Genomic DNA, 24,737 nt, shown 5'->3' with positions numbered 1-24,737 from the left:
TTTTATAAATCACTTACATTGGCTGATTCCCGTGATGCTTTCCAGTTCTGGAAACTCGCTTTTTACTTCGCAAAAGCTTCAATGAGCCGGCAATCATATCGCGAGTCTGCTCCGGGTCAATCATTGCGTCAATCTGACCAGTTTCCAACGAAAGATTTGCGTTCACAGTAGTCGCCTCATACTCGTCAACCAGCTGCTTTCTAAGAGCTGCAACGTCTTGCCCACGCTCTTTAGCTTTTTGCAAATCCTTGCGGTGAATAATATTTACGGCACCTTGCGCACCCAAAACTGCAATCTGGCTGGTTGGCCACGCGTAATTTACGTCCGCACCCATCGACTTGGAACCCATAACGATATAAGCTCCACCGAAAGCTTTGCGCAAAATCACCGTAACCAGCGGAACTTGCGCGTTCGCGTACGCATAAATCACTTTCGCACCTCGGCGAATAATTCCTGCGTGCTCTTGATCTGAACCAGGCTTGTAACCTGGAGTATCAACCAAAGTCACCACAGGCAAATTAAACGCGTCGCACAATCGCACAAATCGCGCGACTTTTTCGGAAGAATTTACATCCAAAATACCAGCGTTCACCTTCGGCTGATTTGCTACGATTCCAACAGGATGCCCCTCAATGCAAGCAAAACCAACCACTGCAGACGCAGCGTACAATTCCTGCACTTGCACGAACTCACCGTAGTCAACTATTCTGCGAATCACGTCGAGCACATCGTAAGGCTGACGGTCGTTATCCGGCACAATATTCACCAACTCGCGCGCAGTTTCGCGATCCGCGCGCGTTGCAGCGTAGGCAAAAGTTGGAGGCTCTACCTCACAGCTAGATGGCAAATAAGCCAAAACTGTGCGCGCGTAGTCGATTGCGTCAGCTTCATCCTCTCCCAAATAGTGAGCGACACCGGAAGTTGCGTTATGCACAAGACCGCCGCCCAAATCGTCCATGCTAATAGCCTCGCCGGTTGCAGCTTTAACAACATCCGGACCAGTTACGAACATATTTGAGTGCTCGCGAGTCATAATAATCAAATCTGTTAACGCAGGGCAATACACAGCACCGCCAGCGCAAGGACCTAGAATAATTGAGATTTGCGGAATCAAGCCGCTCGCTTCGCAAGTTTTTTTGAAGATACGCCCGTATTGCATAAGCGCGCTCACGCCTTCTTGAATGCGAGCGCCGCCGGAATCAATTACGGCAACAACTGGCACGCGAAGTTCAACAGCCATATCTAAAAGATGGCAGATTTTCTCGCCCTCAGCTTTGCCTAAAGTTCCACCGCGCACAGAAAAGTCTTGTGCGTAAACTGCAACTTTTCTGCCATAAACTTCGCCAAAGCCGGTGATTACAGCGCATCCGGCAACGTCGTTATTTATGTCACCGCCGTTAAAACGTCCGATTTCCACGAATGAGCCGGTGTCAAAAAGCAAGTCAAGACGCTCGCGAGCAGTGCTTTTACCTTTTGCGTGCTGACGCTCTAAAGCTTTTTGTTCTGCGTCACGAGCAAGTTGTGCTGCGTGCTGAACTGCAGCTTTTCCGCGACGAGGCTGCAAGTTTGTATCGTCAGCAGAGCTATTAACAGAAGAGTTATTAACTATTTTCGCTGAAGTTTCAGAGATTTCAGACTTTTCTTTTGCTAAAGTACTCATTTCTGCTCTCCTTCCGGCTTTTCAGAAGACTTTTCAGAAGATTCAGAAGACTTATCTGCGCTCTTATCCGCGCTTTTATCTCCAGCAAGATCAATCGTCACAAGCTTTGCACCCGATTCCACGCCGTCACCAGGACCCACAAAAATTCCAGTAACAGTACCAGCTGCAGGAGCGTAAACGTAATTTTCCATTTTCATAGACTCAAGCACCACAAGCAAATCACCCTTGGCAACCTGCTGACCTTCAGCCACATTCACGCGCGTAATAACAGCTTGCATAGGTGCTGCGATTACGCCAGGAATCTGCTTTTGTTCTTCAGATTTGTGAGTACTTCCGCGAAGCGAACGTCCACGCAAAGGCTGCGAAGCTCTAGAAACGCTACGAACTCGCGCAGAGCCGGTCAAATTGTCAACAATATCTTGCGGAATCGTAAGCTTTACGCGCTTATTATCAACCTCAATAATGAAGGATTCCATTGCAGGCTGCTTATTTTCGGATTCATCCGCAGACTTTCCAGAAACAAGCGAAGCCGGCTGACCGCCCAAAGAAGCTGCAGGAACGCGGTTCAAATACTTGCGTTCCATCCACTTAGTAGACACATCAAAACTGTGATTTTCCGCAGTAAACTCAGGGTCGTTAAAAATCTGCTCAAAAAGTTTCGCAGGAGTTGGCACGCCCTCAATACAAAGTTCCTTCAAAGCGCGACGCACGCGAGCAACAGCAGTTTCGCGACTTTGCGCAGTAATAATAAGCTTGCCCATCATCGAATCGAATTTTGGCGAAATATTATCGCCAACTTCAACACCAAAATCGACGCGAATACCAGGACCGGAAGGCCACTTTATTTTCGTCAAAGTGCCGGAACTTGGAGTCAAATTCGTAGCAGGATCTTCCGAAGTAATGCGAAGCTCGAAGCTGTGTCCGCGAGGCTCTGGATCCTTAATCAACTCGCCGCCGTCAGCAATATTGAGCTGTTCTCGCACTAAATCAAGTCCACTAACTTCCTCACTAACCGTGTGCTCAACTTGCAATCGCGGATTAACTTCCAAGAAGTAGACTTTATGCTGAGAAGTCACCATATATTCGCACGTGCCAAGACCAACGTAATCAACAGCTTCAAATAGGTTACGAGAATATCGGTAAAGCTGATCCTTTTCATCGTCAGTCAAGAACGGTGCAGGAGCTTCCTCAACCAACTTTTGGTTTCGGCGCTGCACCGAGCAATCGCGCGTGGAATATACGGTGAAATTTCCGTGAGCGTCGCGGCCGCACTGCGTTTCTACGTGGCGAGCTTTGTCAATAAAACGCTCAATAAAATATTCGTCTAAGTCGCCGCCTTGAAGAGCGTCGTGATTCATATAAAAGCCTCGCAACTCGTCATCGTTACGAACGACTGTAATGCCGCGTCCGCCGCCGCCATCCGTGCGCTTCATCATCACTGGATAGCCGTGAGTTTGCGCAAAAGTTAAAAGTTCTCGAATATCTTTCACAGGCTCCGAAATTCCTGGAACTGGCGGCACTTTCGCGCGAACTGCCACGCGACGAGCCGTAATCTTATCTCCCAAATCAATAAGCGCTTCCGGACGAGGACCAATCCAAATAACTCCAGCATCGTTAACTTTTTTCGCAAAAGACGCAACTTCCGAAAGGAAACCGTAACCCGGATGCACAGCATCCGTGCCGCTTCTTTTAATAATGTCAAGAATCGCATCTTCGTTTAAATAAGTATCGCGATATGTGTCTCCGGAAAGTGCGTACGCTTCGTCTGCCATTTCTACAAACTGCGCGTTGCGATCAGTCGGTGCGTAAATAGCAACGGTAGAAATGCCCATTTCGTGAGCCGTGCGAATAACTCGCAAGGCAATTTCACCGCGGTTTGCGATGAGGATTTTTTTGATATTCGTAACCATACGTTACAAGATATTAGAAAAGTTGCGTTTACGGATGAGTCGACATACACAAAAGCTAGAGCAAAATTTTGTACACTTCTCCAATGCACATGATTTTTATAACACGTAATGTGATTAGCGAAACGGAAAACAACCGGCAAAACCGTTTAATTGACAACCTATTAGCTGCAAACGGCAAACCGGAAATAACCAAAAGAAGGTTTTCATGACCAACATAGATCAAAATAATGCAGCAACAGCATCAGCAAATTCAAACGTTGCAAATAAGTTGAAAGTAGCTGCAGCATGGCTTGCAAAGCCAGCGCTTCTCACTGTGCTTTTGGCTCTTTCTACCATGGCAGGCGCAATTTATCTTCCTATTACTCCTGTGCCTATTACGTTGCAAACTCTTGTTTTGTGCATTATTGGTTTAACGTTGAGCTGGCGAGAAGGCGTAGCTTCTGTAGTTATGTATCTTGCTGTTGGTGCGGCAGGTTTGCCTGTGTTTGCTGGCTTTAAGGGCGGCTGGGCTGTTTTTGTTGGCCCTACTGCAGGATTCTTAGCCGGTTTCATATTTGGCGTTGCCGCAACTGCAGCTTTGAAGCGCGTATTTGACGTAGCTCTTGACGCAATGATGCCAGAAAACTCCTTCAAGAAGACTTTCGCACGCTTCTGCACTTACTCTGTAGCTTCTATAATCGGCACGATCGTGATTTACGCATTCGGCATTTTCGGCCAAAGCTACCTAACTGGCATGCCACTTTCAACTGCCGCCGCAACCTTGATTATCTTCATGATTGGCGATTTGATTAAGGCTTTTGTTGCGAGCGCGGCTTGCTCCGGCTTGTACAACGCACTTAACAAAAAGCGTGCGTAGCAGAAACGTTATATTGCAGAAAAACGGCATTTCCTTTACACGACTGTAAAAGGAATGCCGTTTTGTATAAGATTGCCGCGCACTTGCTCTTTGACTGAGATAACTAGCAAACAGCTGACGCTTGCGCTTTAAGCGCTCGCTGCTGAGCTCAAGCATGTCGTCAGCGCACGCCAATCACAGCCGAATTACTAATGAACTACCACGCGAATCTGCCCTGCCTTCGTCAATCGAGACGAAGGCAGACCTCGCTTGCGTTGAAAGCACACCGTGCTTTCAACTCTAAGCAAGCTCGGCGCTCCGAGTTGCTTTCGCGCGCTGTGCTGCGCTCAAGCATGTCGTCGCGCTTCATACGCAACCGCGTGCACATCGCCACTTTTTACCACAATTTCCTCGCCAGATGCCTCACGAATTGTAAGCGACGCATCTTCTCCAAGCCGCACAGCAGTTCCTGTCACAACGCTTCCATCAACCGGATGCACGTTCACTTTGCGCCCAAGCGTCCAACACACACCATTTACCTCTTTAAGCAAATCGGCAGCGTTACTTGGATAATCACGCATAAAATCGCACAATCTCGTCCTCAATCCAGTAACTATTTTTGCAGCAATCGTATCACGCAATTCTTTAGATTCCGGCAAATCAGTCATATGCATTTGCAACGAAGTTGCCATCTTAATTGGCAGCACTTCTTGCGGCACGCACAAATTCAATCCGATTCCAAAAATTACTCCAACAACATTGTCTTTGCTTGGATCGGCTACAATTTCTGTTAAGATTCCGCCTTCTTTACAATCGTGCAAAAACACGTCGTTAGGCCATTTAAGTTTTATCGCGCAAGCATCACCGTGTATCGGCGAACTTCCGCACTCTTTAAACGTTTCTAGAAGTGCGTCACGAGCTGCAAGCCCTGCAATAATAGGCAGCCAGCCATTGTGACTTGCGTCCATAACAATTGACTTCGGCAGCAACGTTACGAATGAAACTAAAAAGCTTTCTCCCGGCCGACTTACCCACGCACGCCCTAATCGTCCTCTTCCTGCTGTTTGCTCGTATGCCACAATCGCAACTATTGTTGGCTTTCCGTCATCTCGCGCGATTATTTCGCCTTTTTGTATCATTTCTCGCGCAATATTTTGCGTAGAATCTGTAATTGCGAAATATTTTACCAAATCTGCTACTTCTGATGTCTGCGGCATCAATGCCACACTTTGCGAAGAAAAAATAGTCATATGTATAATTTACATCAGATTATATTTTTGCGCGCGTCATTGCATGTTTTGCGCGCAATAGCAAACAAAATAGCTAGGCATCAATTAAGCAGGTGTTAACACATGGAGCGCATACGTCGCAAAACGCAGTACAAGAAGCCGCGCAAATTGCGTGCTGTTGTAGCACGTTTTTTAGATTACACTCTTGCTGCTTTGCTATGCTTTGTACTTGCTTTTTGCACTAGCTTGGGACCAATTTTCCGCAGTCAAGATATTAAAGTTCATTTAGGATCAATCGCTGATTTTTCGTTGGTTAATGCTTTTATTTTCGTTGCTGCCTTCATAATATACGCATTAATACTGACTGCGCTTATTTACTACGGTAAAAATAAAAAGTTTTTGCCTAAATATCAACGTTTTACGAAATTAATAAAGTCAATTGCGTTAAGAAAAAATAGCGAAAATAAAAAACAGTCAAAATTACAAAAATTTACTACTAAACACACTATTTTCCGCAATATTTCGCATTTTCTTTTAAAATTTGCAAAACTATTTTTTAATTGCGCTAAATGGTTCATTAACCACTCCACTCGCAACAGAAGAAACCTACTTCTTACTTTTTTCGTGGGCTGGATTTGGGTTCCAGCTACGTTACTTGCCGCATACGGTGCAGATATATGCTCGCAAATTCGCGAGTACAGTTGGACTTGGAATAAAATTACAGGCTTAGATCAGCCTTATATCGGCTTCTTTAGCTTTGTCCCAATGGATATTTACCCAACTGCGCACTACTTGTGGCCAACTTATCCAACTTATTTAACAAATCAGCACAACATTGTTCTAACTGTTATTTATGGCGCAACAACAGCAGTCTCCAGATACTTTACCGACTCAAACGACGCTGGAATTGTAGTTCTTGCCTTTGCACAATTTGTATTTGCAGCATGGTGCGTTTCTGCAACAGCACACCGCTTCTTAAACAAACCTTGGCTTGATGCAGAATCTAGCTCAACAAATTGCAGCACAACAACTTTTGCAAGATTCGTTATTCTGCTTATGTTTTTACTTAATCCGCTTGTGTTGTGCTCAACTATTGCGCTTACAAAATCTCCGCTTTTTGCGTTCGCTTTTGTTTGGTGGTTTGGTATAAATTACGAGTTAACTAATTGCTATCATGCGAAGGACACTAAAAATACACCTAGCACAAAGCCAAATGCGCAAAAGCCTAGACTTCACACTGTTTTGGAATTAATTGTTTCAGTGTGCGTAATGCTTATTGCTGCAAAATACGCTTGGTATATTCTGGTTGTTCAATTCGTGCTTTTGATTATTTTTGAGCGCAAACGCTGGCGTTTGTGGGTTTGCGGAATTTTGCTTCCAATCGTTGTGATTCACGGCTCGTTAATTATGCTTATTTCGAGCGGTGCTATTATTAGCGGCGATCCTATTGAGAGTCGCGGCATTCAGTTACAACAAATTGCACGTATAGCTAAGCTCGATCCGCATAGCATACCGCGTAGTGCAAAGCGCATTATTGCACCAATTTTTAATCTGGATCAAACTGCAGAAGCATACAAACCTTATGACGCAGACCCTGTGAAATCTTCCGGATTGCAGTCTAAAAAAGTGAGTTATCGTTGGCGATACGTTACTAAAGATAATATTCGTAAATTAGATTTCGCTTGGTGGCAAATGATTACGCATAGTCCACTCGTTGCAACTGACGCTTTTCTTGCGAAGACTTACGGATACTTTGATATTTTTGACCGCCCGTATGTTGGGCCAGAATATTACATAGACACTGACAGCATACACAAATCTGATTGGATTAAATATTGGAATCCTAAGTGGCGAACTAAATTTGCAGAAGATATTAGCACGTTTAGTGATATTCCTGTTTTAAGTTGGCCAATTCACGGAAATACTTTCGTTATTTTTACACTACTTATTGGTGTTGCAGAAATTATTCTTCGCCGTTGGCGCACATTGTTATGGCACATTCCACTTGCCTTGCTGGTTGGAGTTATGATTCTTGCTCCAGCTAATAATTTTGAGCGACACATGCTACCGTTAGCTTTTGTTTTCTGCTTTGTAGCACTTACTTTTTGGCGAGATACTTTTACTCAATCGCGCTATAATAGTAGAGAATGTTAGGATCAAAGGCATAAGATGGACGAGAAGAATACACCTCAGTTTGCGCAAGATAGCAGCGCTGCTTCTTCTGTTATGTCCGAAGAAAATTATGAAGATAAACTTGCAGGAAACAGCTTACTTAGTAACGATTTTCTTTCGATACTAGCAAGCGTACAGGCAGCAGAAAAGCACGCGGAGGATTCTAATATTGCCAATTCTCTTGAAAATCAACAGTTAAACAAAACGCAAGTAAACGCTGTATCAAATGATCAAGAAAGCTCTTCTACAGCAAAGCAATCTAAAGCAGAGCAAGAAAACGAAGAAAAGCACAAACACCACTTGTGGCATCGTCTTTCATCAAATCAAAGTCGTTCGAGTCATTCAAGTCAATCTTCTGAAAATACTAAAGGTAATAATTCACCGAGTTTTACTCCATTGCCCAGCGCGCAAAAATCAACTAGCTCGGAACCGCTTAGAATTTTCGACAATCGTGATGGCCAAGTTTTTGACGCGGCGATGCGCTTGCAATTACACTCGATTATTGCCACGTGTTTAATGAATGGTATTGCAGACGCTCGTATTGACGCTTTCATGCATTTACTTCAATGGTCAGATTCGCCAAAAGTTATTGTTATTGCAGGAACTTTCGGCACTGCAATTAAGCCAGATGACGGACCAAATCGCAAGCCAGCACCAGATATTCCACCTGATAACACTGACACTTTGCGTCGAAATATTTGGCCACAGCTTGGTAGTTGCAATGCGTATGATGCAATAGTTGAGCGCACACAAAGTAGTGCTTTGCAGCGCATTACGGGAGCTTGGCAAAAAACGCAAGCACTGATATCAGCATCTACGAAAAATTCTTCTACTTTTGCAGCGCCTTCTCATATTATTCTGCTTGCTGTGCGCGAAAATCCTAGCGATCAGGCTTTAGAGAAGCTGTGCAAAGTTTTTGAGAATTCTCATAAGACGATTTGTGTTAGCAGCATGGTTGAAGGCGTTGAGCAGATTTCTTCCGCTCTTACTGCTACTCTTGCCGCGATTGCTGTTGCTCCAGCAGTAAAGCATTTGCCGCAAATCATTCACACAGATGATTTGCTTCCAGAACGAGCGCTTATTGGCGATGCCACAGCTTTTGATACTCTTTACAACAAGGTGTATCAAAGTTTGGCTCCTTACAATCATGACGATCCGACTCTGGAAACTATTGACATGTTCTTACGCTTTGGTGGAGCTCTTGACCAAACAGCACACGAACTTAATGTGCATCCAAATACTGTTCGTTACCGTTTACGTAAAGTTGCGCAAACTACAGGATGGGATGCTACGGATCCGCGCGCCGCTTATGTACTGCAAACAGCTATAACAATTGGCAGAATTCGTGATTCGCACTAAAACGAAGTGCACGACAATAAAGACGCGCGGCCTAAACTACTCGCGCGCGTGATGTTTAGACCGGATTTTCTTGCGTAGGCGACCTAAACTACTCACGCACGTGCTGTTTTGGTCGCTTAGACAACGCATAAGTAGAAGTGTATTACATATCGAAAATGCAGCTCTTACTGCACATCTCCTACTACGCAGCGCTTACCGCAAAAAATTATGAGTTGAATAGTAATCTTTCAAAGAATCTTTAGTAATTTTTTGAACGCATATTGCCGAACTATTAGTAGCATCATAAGCATTCTTCCATGGATCTTCACTATGTGTCATAGCACTCAAATCACTACCAGAATATCCAGCAAACTTTTCGCATACCTTTTCCACAAGAATCTTTTGGACATCTGTTAAAGAATTATCCTGAAGCTTCTCAGTATTGGGAATTACAAGCTCACCTTTACGAATCAAAAACTTCCCACGATGCAATGCAAATAATTCCGGGCAAACAGGACCATTCCTCCATGCCTGAAAATCCTCGTTAAATAACGGATGCCCAGTAGCAGCCAAAGAATACGCTTGCGAATAGTAAGCTAGCTTCTGCAGCTTCATAGTGGTAATAGTTCCAGTAATATCAAGGATGTACGATGCCACGTTAAAGATTGTTGTCATACGCACCTCCCTTTTATAAAACATACAAGTTATATATTATATTCGTATGACGATAATTAGCCGAAAGCAAGCTAACGCAGCTGGCGAAATACTTAAGGAATTGAGAGATCAGCAAAACTCAGAAGAGTATGGCAAGCAGATATCCATCCTCAACACATGGCGCCATCAGCATGAAGAACCAGCACAAATCTTTTTCAAAAAACTTGTTGGAATCATAAATAAGTACCCAGACGCAATGGCTACGTATCGTCTTAAACGCAAAGAATCAATACTTAAAAAGTTATACCGCAGCAATGGAAATTTTGAGCTTGGTGCAATAGATGACATTGCAGGGTGTAGGGCGATTGTAAATTCTGTGAGTGAAGTTTACAAAGTTTATGATGAAATTCTTAATCTTAAAGAAGCTGGGGAAATCGATATTAAGAAAACGAAAGACTATATAAAAAATCCAGAAGAATCCGGATACAGGTCACTGCACGTAATCGTAAAACAAACATTAAACCAAGAAAAAAATAGATAGACAATATAGGATTGAACTACAAATACGAACCAAGCTTCAACACTATTGGTCAACAGCAGTAGAAGCTATGAGTGAGATAGATAATGTAGAATACAAAGATCCTACTTTGATAAGTGAAGGTAATACTCGAATACAATCTTGCTTACAATTCTTCAAAGTAATCTCTAAGTTATTTGATTGCTGTGAAAATGATGATGATTCTTGCAGTGAGTCTAAGAAAAAACTCGCAAATTCAGTGCGGACAAACAATGATTTTAAAGAAATTATTGAAGATCTTAAAGCTGCGCGCAATAGTGTAACTATTAATATGCAAAAAAATAGTACACAAGGCGGCGAAGGGCTTTACCTATTGGAGTTATCGCGAGAAACGCAAGAATTAACCATACATTCATACACTATGGATTGTGTAGAAAAAGCCATAACGAATTATAACAGCAAAGAAAATAGCAGCATAAACGGTGAAGATAACAAAATTCAGGATGCAGAAATCGATAACAGTAGTGTAAATAAAAACTTAACAGTTAATAAGTCAAGTGCTCAAACATCAGATATAACTGACTTGAACAGCGTACTTATTTATGCACAAAACGAAGAACAGCTAAACGATACTTACCCTAATTACTTATATAACATAGAAAAATTCATTGAAAAAGTAGAAGAACTTATTAATTAATCAATGAATGAATGAAAATTGGGATAATAATCATGAATTCTTATTCACCTGTGTGTTATCTTCGCAGTCAAATATATTCTTTATGCATGATGAGATGGTATTCTGCTTACTTTGAAAAAGATTACATACAATAATGAAAATAACAGATAAAATAATAAACCTGTAAAATCCTAACCACATATGTTCTGTAATAATTTCATTATTTGGCAATTTTGTACCACCACTAACATTGGAGCAATCATAAATCCAATTTAATAATTCTGATAAATACTCAGAAAGTTTCAAAGATAAATACAACATTGCTTCAAAAACTACTGCCATAATATTAATGACAATCAATTTATATTTATTACTATCTGAATCTTCTATTTTTATATCAAATATCCCTTTACATAGAATCTGTAAATTTTCCAATTTAAGCAAAAATACAATGCATGCTGTTATTAAAGTAACTACAGGCCAATTAGACTCATTTATAAATCCCAAAAGTGTAATAAATATTGATAGGCCAAAAATCAATGATTTTTGCTTTTCCAAAAAAATTCTAACGCTTCTATATATTAAAAGACATAATGGTATAAACCATAGAATGAACATTGCTAGCGATTTATAACATTCTGGCAAACCCTTAGTTGTATCATAATAAATATATGCAGAAATACAAAAATATAGATAAACCTGGATAGAAGGTATTAAAAATAGAACTTTATTGTTCTTAAATTTTAAATAAATAAGAAACAATAAAAGTAATATTAAGTACACTACACAAATATTAATAATAGAATATGTTTGCTTTGAGTCTTGAATATTATCACTAACAACTGCAGCTATTGTAATACACAGTAAAAACGCAAATAATATAATTAAAAGCGCGCGTGCCACTAATGTGCAATTCCTAAGACTGTTAAAAAAGGAAGATAATTTATGGGTTATAGGCCAGTAAATAAAAAATCGGGCGACGCATAAATGCATCGCCCGCAAAACTTTCGTTTTCAAATCGTATTTAATAAGTTACTATGCTTACTGTACATTATGCACAATCTCTTTACACATACGAAAAAGGGCTTGGAGACTGATGCCCCTAGTAGCACCAAACCCAAGCCCTTTAACAAAACCGACTCGTTTCCCTAACAAACAAGCCAGCCAAACACTCAACAGTCACGCCCCCGAAAACCAGCGCACAACACTACCGTGAAGAAAGAGATTTGGCAAAACAGTAGAATCATGCAAAAGCCCGAAAGCAAACCCGCCACAAAACACTAAACAGCATTCGCAGCACGTTGAGTGAAAGATTTAACAAGTGAGCGCACCATACTCACATACAGTGCGCTCACAAATCATTAAACAATCAACACACTTAATGTGCTAAAAGCTTAGTGACGGATCTTGCGAAGAGCAACACCCATGCCAGCAAGCACAGAAGCAGCAACAGCAGCCAAAGCTACAGCAGCACCGGTCTTAGCCAATGGAGCAGCCTTCTTCTCGGAAGACTTCTTAGCTTCAGACTTCTTATCAGACTTCTTGTCGTTAGCCTTGTCATCAACCTTCTGACCATGACGCTTGAGGTAGTCAGCGACAGCTTTGCACTCGAGAGCATCTTCACCGTAAAGCTTCACACACTTCTTGTAATCCGTGTCCATATTGCCAAATGGAGTATGCTCATACTTATCTTTCTCGTCAGCCGCAACCTTAGCAGCCTTCTCAGCATTCAAACGATCAGCAAGAGCACCAGGGTCCTCAGTCTCATATTGCCAATTATCATCATCGTTAGCAGTCTGATCAGTCTTTGGAGTAGTCTGATCAGTCTTTGGAGTAGTCTGATCACCGGCACCCTCAGCGAAAGCTGGAGCCGCGAAAGCGAGACCGGAAAGCAAAGTTGCGCCAGCAGCGAATGCGGCGATAGCCTTCTTATTCAACATAATATTTTCCTTTCTTCTTCTCCACCACGCTTAAAACACATGGTGAAAAACATAAACCCACAAAATCAATCTCTTGTGGATAAACTTTCAGATAGAGCATCTAGCTGAAAGCTGTTATTAACATACCCCCCCCCGTTCGAAAAAGTCAAGAGCAGACGCACAACTCATTAACAGAAAACATTTATATTTTTACGGAAATATTTCAGTCAAACTATTTTTAAGAATAAAAAATACAGTATTATGCGTTACTTTTCGTAAAAATATCAATTTCAAGGTTTTTAAAGATTTTTCCCAGAAAACTCTCAGAAAACTCCTGAATACTCCCCCAACCAGCCGCAAAACCGTTGCAATATAGCCACTCTTGTGCGACACGCCGAAACTACATTTGCGTAAGCGCGACCGAATTCCCAATGCAATACCACACAAATCTACCCTGCCTTCGTCTTTACTGACTCAGGCAGTCCTCGCTTGCGTTGAAAGTCCACTGGACTTTCAACTTTGAGCAAGCTCGGCACTCCGAATTGCTTTCGTGCGCGCAATGCTACACTCAAGCAGGCCGTCGCGCCGCAAAACGTTGCAAAACAGCCATTCCTGGACGACACGCCGCGCGCCTACATGCGCCGCGAACTCTCTAGAGGCGTAACCTCTCCCATCACCTATTCGTTATTAATGCAGATAGCGTACTGCGCCAGTAACGCAAAACATCAATTATTCGTTATTAACGCAGAAATGCAGTAACGCAAGTAACAAAAACGCTGAAAACATGACTCAAAAGAGTACATTTTCAGCGTTTATAAGTTCTAAACTTAATTTACTACTTACCAGCCATGCTTTCGCATAAGCTACGCAGGCAATAAATCAGGCAGCGATGCTTGCAATATCCACTGGAACACCAGGAGCCATCGTAGAAGTCACAGTTACCTTAGTAATGTAACGACCCTTGATGGTGCTTGGCTTCAAGCGGCGGATTTCGTCTGCGACAGCCTTGAAGTTCTCTTCAAGAGCCTTAGCATCGAAGGAGAGCTTGCCGAAGAGGAAGGACAGGTTGCCCTGGCGATCCACGCGGAACTCAATCTTACCGCCCTTAATATCAGCAACAGCCTTGGCTACATCCATAGTCACGGTGCCAGTCTTTGGGTTTGGCATCAAGCTACGAGGACCGAGAACACGACCCAAGCGACCAACCTTACCCATCATGTCTGGGGTTGCAACAACTGCATCGAAGTCAAGGAAGCCACCGGCAACCTTTTCGATCAATTCGTCATCACCAACGATGTCGGCGCCAGCTTCCTGAGCCTCAGTAGCCTTTGGGCCACGAGCAAACACCAAAACCTTAGCGGTTTTACCGGTGCCGTTTGGCAAGTTCACAACGCCACGAACCAACTGATCAGCCTTGCGAGGATCCACATTAAGGCGCATAACAGCCTCAACGGACTCGTCGAAAGCGTGCTTTGGCATGCTCTGCAACAAAGCAATTGCTTCAGCTGGGGTGTACAGGTTATTGCGGTCGATCTTCTCAGCCGCTTCACGATACTTCTTAGAACGCTTAGCCATTTCTACACTCCCTTTCAGTCGGTAACGGTAATACCCATCGAGCGAGCGGTGCCCGCGATGATCTTCATACCGGCCTCGACGTCACGTGCGGAGAGGTCAGGCATCTTAATTTCGGCGATTTCGCGCACCTGAGCCTTGGTCACAGAACCAACCTTGTGAGTCAATGGATTCTCGGTGCCCTTCTGAATGCCAGCAGCCTTAAGCAACAAAGCAGCGGCTGGTGGGGTCTTCAAAATGAAGGTGAAGGAACGATCTTCATAAACGGTGATCTCTACTGGGACAATCTGCCCCATCTTGTCCTTCGTCTGGTCGTTATAGGCCTTGCAGAAGTCCATGATGTTCACGCCGTGGGAGCCTAATGCTGGACCCAGTGGTGGGGCTGGATTTGCCTTACCAGCCTGAATCTCGAGCTTAATAAGCGCGGAGACTTTCTTTTTCGGAGCCATAATATGGTTCTTCTTTCTTGTACAAGCGGTTCAAACGGTTGTTGCAAACGCTGATATAGTCGCTTCTTACAGAAGTAAAGCACTTACGAAACGTTGCTATAAAGCTGTTTTGCAGCTTCCTCCCGCATCTTGTATTGCTGTGCTGTGCTAGCGGATTCCTCCTCCAGTCACAAGCCTTCCTATTATGCCACATCTTCGCGACACGCTGCATTACGAAATCTGCAACTATTTTTACGCAGCTACTTTTGCGCAACTATCTTTGCGCAGCTATCTCAGTAGACAATTCGTTAAGTATAGCGTTTCTAGTCCACGCACTCACAGTCATTTTTCTGCGCTTTGCATCGGCTTCGATTAAATGCCAAACGGTATCACTTAACCTAACAGTACGCGGTTTCAACGGCTGAGTTTCATCTTCCTAAGCTCTTCCAGCAAACTCTGTAATAGTGGCACCAGGAAAATTATCTTCTGCCTCCTCAGCCCACTTATCAACAATATCGTCAGTAATAACGAACCCATTTTCCGCAGTATACGTATTCTTACTCATCTCGCATCCCTTATCTCTTGTAAAAATCCCTTTGTAAGACGATTCGCATGAATTATAAGTATTGCGTTGTTTTCAAGCTACCATATCATGCTTTACTTCTATGCTCTTAATACAAACTCCACAAATCTCGAGCAACGCTATAACTAACTCAGAGCAAATAAGAGAACAAGAGAATATCACATTTACTTAAGCAAATTATGAACTGAATAGTACTCTTTCAAAGAATCCTTAGTAATTTTTTGAACGCATATTGCCGAACTATTAGTAGCATCATAAGCATTCTTCCATGGATCCTCACGATGTGTCATAGCACTCAAATCACTACCAGAACACTCAGCAAACTTTTTGCACACTTTTTCCACAAGAAGCTTTTGACCATCTGTTAAAGAATCATCATTCAACTTATCAGTGCTAGGAAGCACAAACTCCCCTTTACGAATCAAAAACTTACCGCGATGCAATGCGAATAATTCTGGGCAAACAGGACCATTTCTCCATGCCTGAAAATCCTCGTTAAATAATGGATATCCAGTAGTAGCCAAAGAATACGCTTGCGAATAGTAAGCTAACTTCTGAAGCTTCATAGTAGTAATAGTTCCAGCAATATCAAGGATGTACGATGCCACGTTAAAGATTGTTGTCATACGCACCTCCCTTTGCGCAACTACATTTGCGCAACAGCAAAAGTTGGAAGTCTACTTCCAAGTTGAGCGCAAAACACTAGAACATTATAAAATGTTAAAACTCTAACTCAGGATTCTTTAACAACTCATCAAACATCGCATGATACAAGCGCAAATTCAAAGACTCTATTCGCGTAATAGTCGAAATTTTGCCGCCAGCATCTTTCGACGAAGCGCCACAAACGTAAACAGCCTCATCATCCGTTCCATAATCTATAACCACATACCTATCGTGATACTTTCTGCCAGCAGTCTTAAACTTCAAATCAACACCAGGACAATCGCTTACAAAATCACCCAACATGCTTTCCGTAAGCATATTCTTGCTCCTAGCGTTATCACTAAAAACTACGATTTCAACCCCTTCACCAGCAAACCGTAATAGTTCCAATGTTTTAAGACCAATATAATTATCAACAACGTAAATGCTTTTCTTAGCTGATTTATATATTTTGCAATACGCAAGATCCGCTTCTATTTTATTGCCGTCCATAAGAAGAAAATGTTTATACGAATCTGGATTAATAAAATTATCCATTACCTTATTAAAATCTTCCTTCGTTGCCATTTGAGATTTTATTTCCGCTATATCATTAGTATTCTGATTCGTTTGAATCGCAAGCTTAGCTAATTCCTTCGCGCCAATAAAATCCTTATTTTCAACAATATAATCCTTCATTTGCTTAAAGGTTCTAATAAGCGCTTTCGACTGAATTATGGCAAGTTCGCCTCTTAACACAGTCATGAGCATATAAATACCTTGCTCCGTAAAAGCATATGGAAGCTTTCTGCGACCACCCCAACTTGATGTAGAATTTTTCGACATCAAGTTTTTGAACTCATCAGCAGTTAGCTGAAACATAAAGTCATCATCAAACTTTTCTATGTTATTTTTTACCTGCTCGTTGAATCTTGCCGTAGTATACCCATATATTTCAGCAAGCTCAAAATCAAGCATGACTTTTTGATTACGAATGTTGTAGATTTTCTCTTTTATTGTTTCAGCGTCTATTATCATTCCAACAGACGCGTTTTTAGAGTCAGCGATAATTAGATTTTTATTCCCCTCTACCATAAGATCACTCCTAAAAAATGTGCGTAAAACCTAGCGCTGTACAACAAAAACTACATTTCTAACACAAAACCCATGAATCGCAAGCAATCAGGGTTATTCCCAAAAATCAATCACAAGCCATAAAACATCTAACAACTAGCAAAACTAGCATGCATCAGCGCATAAATATAATTCTATAAGATTCCACAAATAAAAAGCAACAAAAAAAATCGGTTTTAATACAAACGCACAGCACATTTATGTAGTGCGCTTGTACCTGATTTACGGCATGTCATGCCAAATCAGCCAAACGGCTAAGCCGTGAGGAATAAGTGCACTACATAGCAGCGCGAAGGCAGGTCGGAACGCTACACCAATCCACACATATAAAGTGGTAATATTACGAGATTCAAATCTTTTCTAACGCTAAGCTGTTTAGGAGCAAATACATAACTAGTTCCAATTCTTTTTGAAAACTTGTTCTTAAATTTATCAAGAGAAACTGTTTTAAACACATTCCCAGATTTAACTTCAATAGGAGATATACGCATTTTGCCAGCAGAATCCTGAAAAGCTTTAGAAATCAAAAAATCTATTTCCATAGTATTTTCCGAATTTTCTTTGTCTCTATTTGAATAGAAGAATAGGCGATGTCCAGATGCTATTAGCTGTTGCGCAACAACGTTTTCAACTAGCATTCCTTCATTAATTGAGATTTTTCCAAATAAAATTTCTTTATACAGATCATTAGACGCAATACTACTATCTGAAAGTATCATAGAAGTCAACAAACCGGTATCAGCCATATAACATTTTACTAACGCATCATCTGCATTAAGATTCAATCCCACATTTGGATCTGTAGATTTGTAGCAATTATTTGTAATACTCGCATCCGAAAGCCAAAAAAACGCATCCTTATAGTCACGCATACGAGCATTCTTACCTAAGGAAGTAATCCTATATCTTTTTTCATGTCTGGAAAGCTGTGCTGGTATTCCATCAAACACAGACATAACTTTCATTTCATAACCTTTTGCAAACTTTGCAGCATCCTGCCTATAGAGCGAAAGAATACGACGCTTAACCCTATCTACTCGAGCAAAATCTCTCGAATCAACATATTCATTTACAGACTGCGGCATGCCACCAACTAGCATATATTCTCTAAAAAGTTGCATCGCTTTTTTATGTAAAACATCTGGCAAAGGATTTAACTCATCAAATGAATCTTTAATAACTTTCGATAGATTTTCTTCTCCAAAAGCCCACAAAAATTCTTCAAAATCAAGAGGATACATGCGTTCTTCTTGTTCTTCAGATGGAATCAATATTGTTTCAACATTGTGTTTAATAGACAATAACGAGCCAGTCTCTATATAGTCGTATCTGCCATCTGCAACTAGTTGTTTTACAAATTCTCTAGCCTGTGGGAAAAATTGCACTTCGTCAAAAACCATTACCGATTCACGGTTATAAAGTTTCACACCATATAGTGCAGATATGTATGTAAAGAAAGTGCTTAAATCTGAACGATAATCTTCAAATAGCCGAAGCGCATCTTTTGATGCTTGCGAAAAATCAATAAGAATATAAGACTTGTATTCGTTTCTTGCAAACTCTTCAACTATAGTACTTTTCCCAACTCTTCGAGCACCTGTTACTAAAAGCGCTGTTGAACCGCGATCAGCATTCTTCCAATCGAGCATTTTTTGATAAAATTTTCGCCTTAACATATAACACCACTCTTAATTACCACAAAACCGTTGAAAATACTATTGTTTTATAGTATATATTTCACGAAAATCAATGTCAATTTATGCTAAATTTTCACGAAATCAGGGGTAAATATATGCCGAATTTTCACGAAAATCAAGGTGTTATTTCTCTAAATCTTCGCGACACGCTGCATTACAGCAATTCTAAGCAGTTATATGTTTGGCATGAGCAAGTAAAGCAGCACGGCGGTGGCGCTTGCAAACCGCGGCAATAATCATCGTCGTAAGAATCACAGCGCAACCAATAAGCGCGAGCACAAACATCGTCATCCAAAGCGGCCACTGCAACTTATCGCCCGGCGCGGAAACAGGATCCGGCAGCACGCGATAGCCTGTCACCAGCAATCTCTGCGTATTAACACCATACGGCGTACACGTAAGCAGCGTCGCCAGATCACGCCCATTCTCGCGTTGAAGCAACCTAATATCATGCGGATCGACCACGCTAATGCGGAATACCCTGTAACGCAGCGTCTCCCCCTGCACGTCAAAGTAGAAGAAATCACCCTTCTTCAACTCCACTAAATCATCAAACATGGTCGCATTTGGCAAACCCGTATGCGCCGTCACAACAGCGTGACGCGTTTTACCCCCAACCGGCAAATCTGTGCCATACAAGTGTCCAGCGCCATACGCCAAAACCTCCTGCGAACTACCGTGGTAAATCGGCAGCTTAACGCCAATCTTCGGGATTTTCACAATACCCATAATCCCCATCGGCTCATCCAGCTGCTTCGCATACTCCTTATACTCCGGCGTCTTCATATAATCCGTCGTGCCATCGTACGGATCAGCCGTAATAATCGACTTGTGGCGCGCATTATAACGACGAGCCGCGTTCAAAATCTTCTCTCTAGCGCTCGCAGTCTGCTTACGACTCAGCCGATCATAAGCTACAGAAATCTCCTTCGACACCTTGTTATTCCACAACGTTGACGCAATCGGGTACGTGAAGCACAGAATCGCTGCAAGCGCGAGAACGATTGGCTCTAAAATACGGCGGAGTTTGGATTTGGGTTTTTTAGCGGGTTTTGTTGCAGTTGCGGAGGCTGCGGTTTGCGTTGCTGTGGAGGCTGGTGTTGTTTCGGTTGCAGAAGCGACGGGTTTTGCTTTGAGTTGCTTGAAGAAAGCATATACTTTAACAACAGCGTCGTTTAATTTCATGCTTCTTCCTTGTAACGTTTATACACGTAAATTTTGTTTCAAATTACGCGTGAAAACACACGTTTTTAGAGCAAGTGAGTCTAGGATTTAGTTCAGTAAACCCTAGACTCACACTTTGCTATTAGACTACAAGACCAGCTTTAGAAAGCGGATCAAGCGTTCTGCTGCTGTTCCTCTTCTTTGCGATTGCGCATGTAGAGGAACACGCTTGCTGCAATCAAGCCCATGCCAGCAAGCGCAAACAGAATCACGCCAGCAGCACCAGTTGCAGGAAGATTGAACCAGAACTTGTTACCGCCTTTTTCACCATGCAATGGAATGTTAGGGAATTTCAAAGTATCAGGATTATCGTTGGTAGTTGTATCCTTAACAGTTATTTCCTTAACCACAGGAGACAAAGCAAATCCTTCAGGAGCCTTAACCTCAACAACGTACAGCGTTGAACCAGCTTCAGCCTTGTAAGGATTAGAGAATTTACCGCCTTCAACAGTAGTTTCATCAAATGCAGAAGCGGCCTTGCAAGGACTATCTTTCGCATCTACTGCTGTATTTTCCTTAAGAGACTTGGTGCACAAATCTGCTTTACCTTTGTCGGTAAATATCTTGAATTCAGCACCAGAAAGCTTTTTACTCTCATCTTCAGAATTGTACTTATCAACCTGCAAATAACCAAACTTGACTGTAGGCTTACTGCCATCAACATTAGGAATTATAGGATTCGGTGCAGTAGTACCCTCATCATGAGCTGGGAAGAAGCCAGACTTATTAGTAATAGTCTTATCTGTAGTAGAATCCTTGAAGGCTTTACTTATGTCAAACGCAAGCTCAACCTCAACTTGAGGAGCCTCAGATCCAGCAGCAACGTTATTCAACTTAGAAGCAATTTTCTTCAAACCTGCTTCAGTGAACTTCACAAGAATGCGAGTGTGACCAGCAGCAAGACCTTTAGTATCTCCAGCTGTAGCAATCTCAGCATTATCAGAATTAGCCTTTGCAGTAACGGTGTAGTCGTTGTTCTCACCCTTAGTAAGGGTAGAATCACTACCTGTACCGAACTTTACAGACTGCACAGCAGCATCAAGTCCCTGATTATTAGGTTCTGTAAACGCTGAGGTTGGAGCATCATCGAACACAGCGTAATCCTTGAGATTCTTCTCAGTCAAATCCTTGTCAATCTTAGTCTTGTTCACCTTTGCGGTAATTGTGTAGTAAATTTTATCTTTTACACCAGCAAAAATGTGAGATTTATCAACATTCTTCTTAATTGCAGAAGAAAGATCAATATTCTTTGGCTTAACTACAGGATTATACTCATACACAGTTGTGGTCTTGCCATTATCAGTCTTCTGTTCAATCAAAGGCAAAGTCATGTAGAAACTACTGAAATCGTAAGCACCATAACCATCAGGAACCTTCTCAACAATCTTATACAAACCAACAGAAAGATTATTAAGTGTAGACTTACCATCCTTGTCTGTAGCAGTCATATTGTGCACATCAGTTCCAGTTCCAAGAGTTACAACTCCAGCTTCTTCCGGATGAGCATTTAACTTAGAAACAATACCAGCAATCTTCTGCCAAGAATCATACTGAGCAAGATTCAAAGTAACATCATTAGTTCCTTCCTTAATGGATGCAACTTTAGTTACAGTGAAACTAACATCTTTAAGAGATTCAAAACCAGCAGGGCAAGATGTATCTTGCGTTTTGCCTGTCTCATTAGATGCGGACGCATTAGCAGTACTAGACGAAGCAACGGTAGTAGTAGTTGTAGAGACATCCTTTTTCCTGCACTTAACAATAGTTAAACTACCGGTTGTCGGAGCTTTACTCTCCCATGGAGCCTTAGAACCCTTATTAACAGAAGGTTGTGAAACACCAGGCTTATTAGCCCACGCAACGCTGGATACAGTTACAGCGCCGGCGACGCACAGCGTGCCAGCCATCGCGAGCGACGCCACCGCCGCCACGAATTTATTAGTGAACTTTTTCATGTTCACCCCTTTCATTGCTTTTTACAGCAAGTAGAAAATTGATTTGCATTTATCATGCTCATACGAGTAAAGTTTTAAAATTTTTGGCATTTACCTTGTGTTATCACGCTCCCGAATCCCGAAAGACTGCGCAATAAAACAATACGCAATAAAACAATACGCGAAACAGGAAGGCTTTATGCGCAAATGCGTACGTAATCGCCTTATGCGAAGCACCGCGAGTAAATGCACATACAACTGCTTTATACGTGATTGCATAAGCCTCGCCACCTTCCCAAAATTAATTTGCGACCGCGCTCATTTTGACTTACCACAAAGCCAGCAGCCAGCAGATTCACCAGTAGCGCTGCAAGAATACCCAGCTGCAAATTCCAACTCTGACCGCCCGTGTGCGGCAAAGTAAAATTGCTCACCGAATCAATATTGAGCGTAAAAGCAGCAAAATCCTTATGTTCTTTAAAAGATGCTGGAGCAGCAGTTAGAGCAGATTTTATTGAATCAGGAGTTAGACTGTCAGCCTTAGTATTTTTTATTGCATCATCAAACGTAGTGAGTGCTTTAGGCTTTAGCGCGTACACAACGCACTGGTAATTGCCAACAGCAGTAGGCTTCAAGGTCACTTCCATAGAAGCTTGAGATGCAACTTTATCCGCAGTACATTCTTTATCCCCATCATTTGCCTTATTGCATCTAGTTTGCTTCGTATCCTCAGGCACACTCAGACCAAGCTCGGCAAGATTACTGCTCCAAGTTTTGTATACAAGAGGCTCCTCAGCTTGCGGCGATCCAGCAGTTTGAGACGGTTGCGACGGTTCAGAGGGTTGCTCAGATCGCGAGCCAGAATCCTTCTTCTTGCCCTTCGAGCAGAGCACGCGCAATGTAATCTTATTCGCGCTATCCGCCGCAGAAGTAGCATCAACAAACGGCTTAAGCTCCATACCGAGCATCGCAGAAATCTTGTTATTCTTGCTAGTCAACGCATTAGAGCCCTTAAAAGGATAAACATTAAGCGCAAGCTTATCATCATCTCCAACTTGGATTTTTACAGTCTTATAATCCCAGTCAACACCTTGTTGAATATCCGCCTTATTGTCCCACTTATCTTCAACAATGTTTCCCTCAAACAGGGACTTCTTACCTGCATCATCTTTGACTTTTTTATTAAACTCGTCTGATACTGTAGAACTTTCGAAATGTTTACCTCCACCGCTACTTACTAACTTAGTATCCTTAATAGCAAACACTTTGCACTCAAAAGTCCCAGCCTTTGTAGGCGTGCCACTAATCCAGCTTTGAGATTCCTCAGTATAATCATCATTCTCATATACAGCAGAATCCTCTGCACCAGTAGAAGGTCGATCCTTACCATCCATGTGCTTGAACTGAGTCTGCGTACCTAAACTCAAACCATTAACACTGTCTAACGTATAACTATCGGCACTATCACTAGTTTCTGCACTACCATTAGTACTAGTCTCTTTATGGCAAATCATATGGTGATGAATATAACCAGGCTCTTCTTTGGATTGAGAATCAATAAAAAGCTTATTAGTAATAGCTTTAGACTTCTGTTTTATAATAATTTTGTCATCGCTTACAGGAACTTTATCATTCTCTTTCCTAAAATCGTATAAGCTCAGCGATAAATCATTTTTTGATATATCAGATTCGTCAATTTTTACACTTACATCAATTTTTTTACCTTTTGTATCAGTAGGGTGGTATATGCCAATTTTGAATGTATAACTACCGCGATCCCATTTGCCTGGGCGCAACGTAACAGAACCATCAAAGCCTGTTTTATCTTTACTAGTATCCTTAACTTTAGTGGCACCATTATCTTTTTCAAAATTCGCCCAACTTGGTACAGGATCTTCACCATCTTTTTCTAACGTAAACCACAAGCCGCCTGGTACACCGGTTTGTTTTCTAGTCTTTCTTAATTTGAACTCTGGGGTAATAGTTCTAGTTTCACCACGCTTTATTAAAATAGTCTTACCATCATTATCTACAGTAGGACTACCAATATTGTAGCTAATCTTGTAGCATGAACTTAAACTCTTCTTCCCCTTGCACTCTTTCGGAAGCTGAGGATCTTCATTCGCACCTCTGTCAGTGCCTTTAACAGCTTTCGTAGAATCAGCAGCTTTATTTTTAGCATCTTTAGCTTTTTTATTTACAGCAGTCTCAGACTTAGCTTTATCGACAGACACATCTGCATTCTGCTGCTTTTCAACAGGCTTCGATTCCTTATTATCTTTATTTAAAGTACTTGAAGTATCAGTATTTTTCTTATTAGGCTCAGTATTAATAGATTCACTCTGCTTAGTCTGCTGCTTATTCTCATCATCATTTTTAGCAGAACCAGACTTAGCACCTTCAACCTTCTCAGTAACAGTAGTATTCTCACCAGCACTCAACGCATAAGTTGGAGCAATCACAAAAGTAGCAAGCAACATTGTAATTGCCACGAAAAAAGCAAATAACGAACGGCGAATTGAGCGCACTAGTCGAAGGAAACGGCTAAATATATGCGAATTAAACATATACACCTACCTTCTAATTCGCCCTCTTATATCATAATGTCGT

General features: G+C 41.9%; 20 protein-coding genes. 5 read left to right on the top strand and 15 right to left on the bottom strand.

The window, feature by feature from the left end; genetic code table 11:
* Window positions 1–13: 13 nt before the first annotated feature.
* Both HXT48_RS01250 and HXT48_RS01245 read right to left on the bottom strand, forming a co-directional pair.
* Window positions 14–1,660 (bottom strand): acyl-CoA carboxylase subunit beta, encoded by a 1,647-nt coding sequence (locus HXT48_RS01250; RefSeq protein ID WP_004109195.1) that lies wholly within the window; start codon window positions 1,658–1,660, stop codon window positions 14–16.
* Entirely contained in the window at window positions 1,657–3,570 is a 1,914-nt protein-coding gene (locus HXT48_RS01245; RefSeq protein ID WP_004109191.1) for a biotin carboxylase N-terminal domain-containing protein, read from the bottom strand. The genes HXT48_RS01250 and HXT48_RS01245 overlap by 4 nt, the downstream gene beginning before the upstream one ends.
* Before the next feature lie 205 nt (window positions 3,571–3,775).
* Between HXT48_RS01245 and HXT48_RS01240 the strand changes: the two genes are divergently transcribed.
* Window positions 3,776–4,426, top strand: coding sequence for a biotin transporter BioY (locus HXT48_RS01240; protein ID WP_012914468.1), 651 nt, complete (start codon window positions 3,776–3,778; stop codon window positions 4,424–4,426).
* Between the two features lie 326 nt (window positions 4,427–4,752).
* Here HXT48_RS01240 and HXT48_RS01235 read toward each other — a convergent pair whose 3' ends face one another.
* Window positions 4,753–5,655 (bottom strand): biotin--[acetyl-CoA-carboxylase] ligase, encoded by a 903-nt coding sequence (locus HXT48_RS01235; RefSeq protein WP_012914469.1) that lies wholly within the window; start codon window positions 5,653–5,655, stop codon window positions 4,753–4,755.
* Window positions 5,656–5,757: 102 nt separating this feature from the next.
* Here HXT48_RS01235 and HXT48_RS01230 point away from each other — a divergent pair, with 102 nt between their 5' ends.
* Window positions 5,758–7,788: a DUF6020 family protein gene (locus HXT48_RS01230; protein WP_012914470.1), complete on the top strand. Its 2,031-nt coding sequence runs from the start codon at window positions 5,758–5,760 to the stop codon at window positions 7,786–7,788.
* 15 nt (window positions 7,789–7,803) lie between these two features.
* Window positions 7,804–9,165: a PucR family transcriptional regulator gene (locus HXT48_RS01225; RefSeq protein ID WP_004109186.1), complete on the top strand. Its 1,362-nt coding sequence runs from the start codon at window positions 7,804–7,806 to the stop codon at window positions 9,163–9,165.
* Between the two features lie 192 nt (window positions 9,166–9,357).
* Here HXT48_RS01225 and HXT48_RS01220 read toward each other — a convergent pair whose 3' ends face one another.
* Window positions 9,358–9,819, bottom strand: coding sequence for a Panacea domain-containing protein (locus HXT48_RS01220; protein ID WP_012914471.1), 462 nt, complete (start codon window positions 9,817–9,819; stop codon window positions 9,358–9,360).
* 46 nt (window positions 9,820–9,865) lie between these two features.
* Between HXT48_RS01220 and HXT48_RS01215 the strand changes: the two genes are divergently transcribed.
* Complete coding sequence (locus HXT48_RS01215) at window positions 9,866–10,339, top strand: RelA/SpoT domain-containing protein (protein ID WP_219705471.1); 474 nt, start codon at window positions 9,866–9,868, stop codon at window positions 10,337–10,339.
* Window positions 10,340–10,406: 67 nt separating this feature from the next.
* Complete coding sequence (locus tag HXT48_RS01210) at window positions 10,407–11,012, top strand: hypothetical protein (protein WP_012914472.1); 606 nt, start codon at window positions 10,407–10,409, stop codon at window positions 11,010–11,012.
* 30 nt (window positions 11,013–11,042) lie between these two features.
* Here HXT48_RS01210 and HXT48_RS01205 read toward each other — a convergent pair whose 3' ends face one another.
* The 11 genes from HXT48_RS01205 to HXT48_RS01155 form a co-directional block, all read right to left on the bottom strand.
* Window positions 11,043–11,549, bottom strand: a complete 507-nt coding sequence (locus HXT48_RS01205; RefSeq protein ID WP_219705468.1) for a hypothetical protein — start codon at window positions 11,547–11,549, stop codon at window positions 11,043–11,045.
* A gap of 836 nt (window positions 11,550–12,385) precedes the next feature.
* Complete coding sequence (locus tag HXT48_RS01200) at window positions 12,386–12,931, bottom strand: peptidase (protein WP_421793100.1); 546 nt, start codon at window positions 12,929–12,931, stop codon at window positions 12,386–12,388.
* Between the two features lie 858 nt (window positions 12,932–13,789).
* The gene (gene rplA, locus HXT48_RS01195; protein ID WP_004106273.1) at window positions 13,790–14,485 is read right to left on the bottom strand and encodes a 50S ribosomal protein L1; all 696 of its coding nucleotides are present in this window, start codon (window positions 14,483–14,485) and stop codon (window positions 13,790–13,792) included.
* A 14-nt stretch (window positions 14,486–14,499) separates the two neighbouring features.
* Window positions 14,500–14,931 carry a 50S ribosomal protein L11 gene (gene rplK / locus HXT48_RS01190; RefSeq protein ID WP_004118588.1) on the bottom strand — a complete coding sequence of 144 codons (432 nt, stop codon included), beginning with the start codon at window positions 14,929–14,931 and terminating at the stop codon, window positions 14,500–14,502.
* A gap of 415 nt (window positions 14,932–15,346) precedes the next feature.
* A complete protein-coding gene (locus HXT48_RS01185; protein WP_004109178.1) occupies window positions 15,347–15,475 on the bottom strand; it encodes a hypothetical protein in 129 nt (42 codons plus the stop codon).
* A gap of 182 nt (window positions 15,476–15,657) precedes the next feature.
* Complete coding sequence (locus HXT48_RS01180) at window positions 15,658–16,119, bottom strand: Panacea domain-containing protein (RefSeq protein ID WP_012914475.1); 462 nt, start codon at window positions 16,117–16,119, stop codon at window positions 15,658–15,660.
* Window positions 16,120–16,213: 94 nt separating this feature from the next.
* Window positions 16,214–17,233, bottom strand: coding sequence for an ORF6N domain-containing protein (locus HXT48_RS01175; RefSeq protein WP_012914476.1), 1,020 nt, complete (start codon window positions 17,231–17,233; stop codon window positions 16,214–16,216).
* Between the two features lie 347 nt (window positions 17,234–17,580).
* On the bottom strand, window positions 17,581–18,948 hold the full coding sequence (locus HXT48_RS01170; RefSeq protein WP_421793099.1) for an ATP-binding protein: 1,368 nt from the start codon (window positions 18,946–18,948) through the stop codon (window positions 17,581–17,583).
* A gap of 186 nt (window positions 18,949–19,134) precedes the next feature.
* Window positions 19,135–20,154, bottom strand: coding sequence for a class C sortase (locus HXT48_RS01165; RefSeq protein WP_102155617.1), 1,020 nt, complete (start codon window positions 20,152–20,154; stop codon window positions 19,135–19,137).
* A 152-nt stretch (window positions 20,155–20,306) separates the two neighbouring features.
* Entirely contained in the window at window positions 20,307–22,148 is a 1,842-nt protein-coding gene (locus tag HXT48_RS01160) for a SpaH/EbpB family LPXTG-anchored major pilin (protein ID WP_012914479.1), read from the bottom strand.
* A 242-nt stretch (window positions 22,149–22,390) separates the two neighbouring features.
* A complete protein-coding gene (locus tag HXT48_RS01155) occupies window positions 22,391–24,694 on the bottom strand; it encodes a hypothetical protein (RefSeq protein WP_102155612.1) in 2,304 nt (767 codons plus the stop codon).
* Window positions 24,695–24,737 lie beyond the last annotated feature (43 nt).

The sequence above is a fragment of the Gardnerella sp. KA00127 genome, from assembly GCF_049244125.1.
In the GTDB taxonomy this organism is placed as follows: Bacteria; Actinomycetota; Actinomycetes; order Actinomycetales; family Bifidobacteriaceae; genus Bifidobacterium; species Bifidobacterium swidsinskii.
This window is presented reverse-complemented; position numbering and strand designations above follow the sequence as displayed.

Bases quoted from the DNA above. Each gene is read 5' to 3' on its own strand.
- HXT48_RS01245 (WP_004109191.1), bottom strand. From the start codon at position 3,570: ATGGTTACGAATATCAAAAAAATCCTCATCGCAAACCGCGGTGAAATT.
- HXT48_RS01180 (WP_012914475.1), bottom strand. From the start codon at position 16,119: ATGACAACAATCTTTAACGTGGCATCGTACATCCTTGATATTGCTGGA.
- HXT48_RS01210 (WP_012914472.1), top strand. From the start codon at position 10,407: ATGAGTGAGATAGATAATGTAGAATACAAAGATCCTACTTTGATAAGT.
- rplA (WP_004106273.1), bottom strand. From the start codon at position 14,485: ATGGCTAAGCGTTCTAAGAAGTATCGTGAAGCGGCTGAGAAGATCGAC.
- HXT48_RS01160 (WP_012914479.1), bottom strand. From the start codon at position 22,148: ATGAAAAAGTTCACTAATAAATTCGTGGCGGCGGTGGCGTCGCTCGCG.
- HXT48_RS01170 (WP_421793099.1), bottom strand. From the start codon at position 18,948: ATGTTAAGGCGAAAATTTTATCAAAAAATGCTCGATTGGAAGAATGCT.
- HXT48_RS01165 (WP_102155617.1), bottom strand. From the start codon at position 20,154: ATGAAATTAAACGACGCTGTTGTTAAAGTATATGCTTTCTTCAAGCAA.
- rplK (WP_004118588.1), bottom strand. From the start codon at position 14,931: ATGGCTCCGAAAAAGAAAGTCTCCGCGCTTATTAAGCTCGAGATTCAG.
- HXT48_RS01240 (WP_012914468.1), top strand. From the start codon at position 3,776: ATGACCAACATAGATCAAAATAATGCAGCAACAGCATCAGCAAATTCA.
- HXT48_RS01155 (WP_102155612.1), bottom strand. From the start codon at position 24,694: ATGTTTAATTCGCATATATTTAGCCGTTTCCTTCGACTAGTGCGCTCA.
- HXT48_RS01215 (WP_219705471.1), top strand. From the start codon at position 9,866: ATGACGATAATTAGCCGAAAGCAAGCTAACGCAGCTGGCGAAATACTT.
- HXT48_RS01185 (WP_004109178.1), bottom strand. From the start codon at position 15,475: ATGAGTAAGAATACGTATACTGCGGAAAATGGGTTCGTTATTACTGAC.
- HXT48_RS01250 (WP_004109195.1), bottom strand. From the start codon at position 1,660: ATGAGTACTTTAGCAAAAGAAAAGTCTGAAATCTCTGAAACTTCAGCG.
- HXT48_RS01220 (WP_012914471.1), bottom strand. From the start codon at position 9,819: ATGACAACAATCTTTAACGTGGCATCGTACATCCTTGATATTACTGGA.
- HXT48_RS01225 (WP_004109186.1), top strand. From the start codon at position 7,804: ATGGACGAGAAGAATACACCTCAGTTTGCGCAAGATAGCAGCGCTGCT.
- HXT48_RS01230 (WP_012914470.1), top strand. From the start codon at position 5,758: ATGGAGCGCATACGTCGCAAAACGCAGTACAAGAAGCCGCGCAAATTG.
- HXT48_RS01200 (WP_421793100.1), bottom strand. From the start codon at position 12,931: ATGTTGAATAAGAAGGCTATCGCCGCATTCGCTGCTGGCGCAACTTTG.
- HXT48_RS01235 (WP_012914469.1), bottom strand. From the start codon at position 5,655: ATGACTATTTTTTCTTCGCAAAGTGTGGCATTGATGCCGCAGACATCA.
- HXT48_RS01175 (WP_012914476.1), bottom strand. From the start codon at position 17,233: ATGGTAGAGGGGAATAAAAATCTAATTATCGCTGACTCTAAAAACGCG.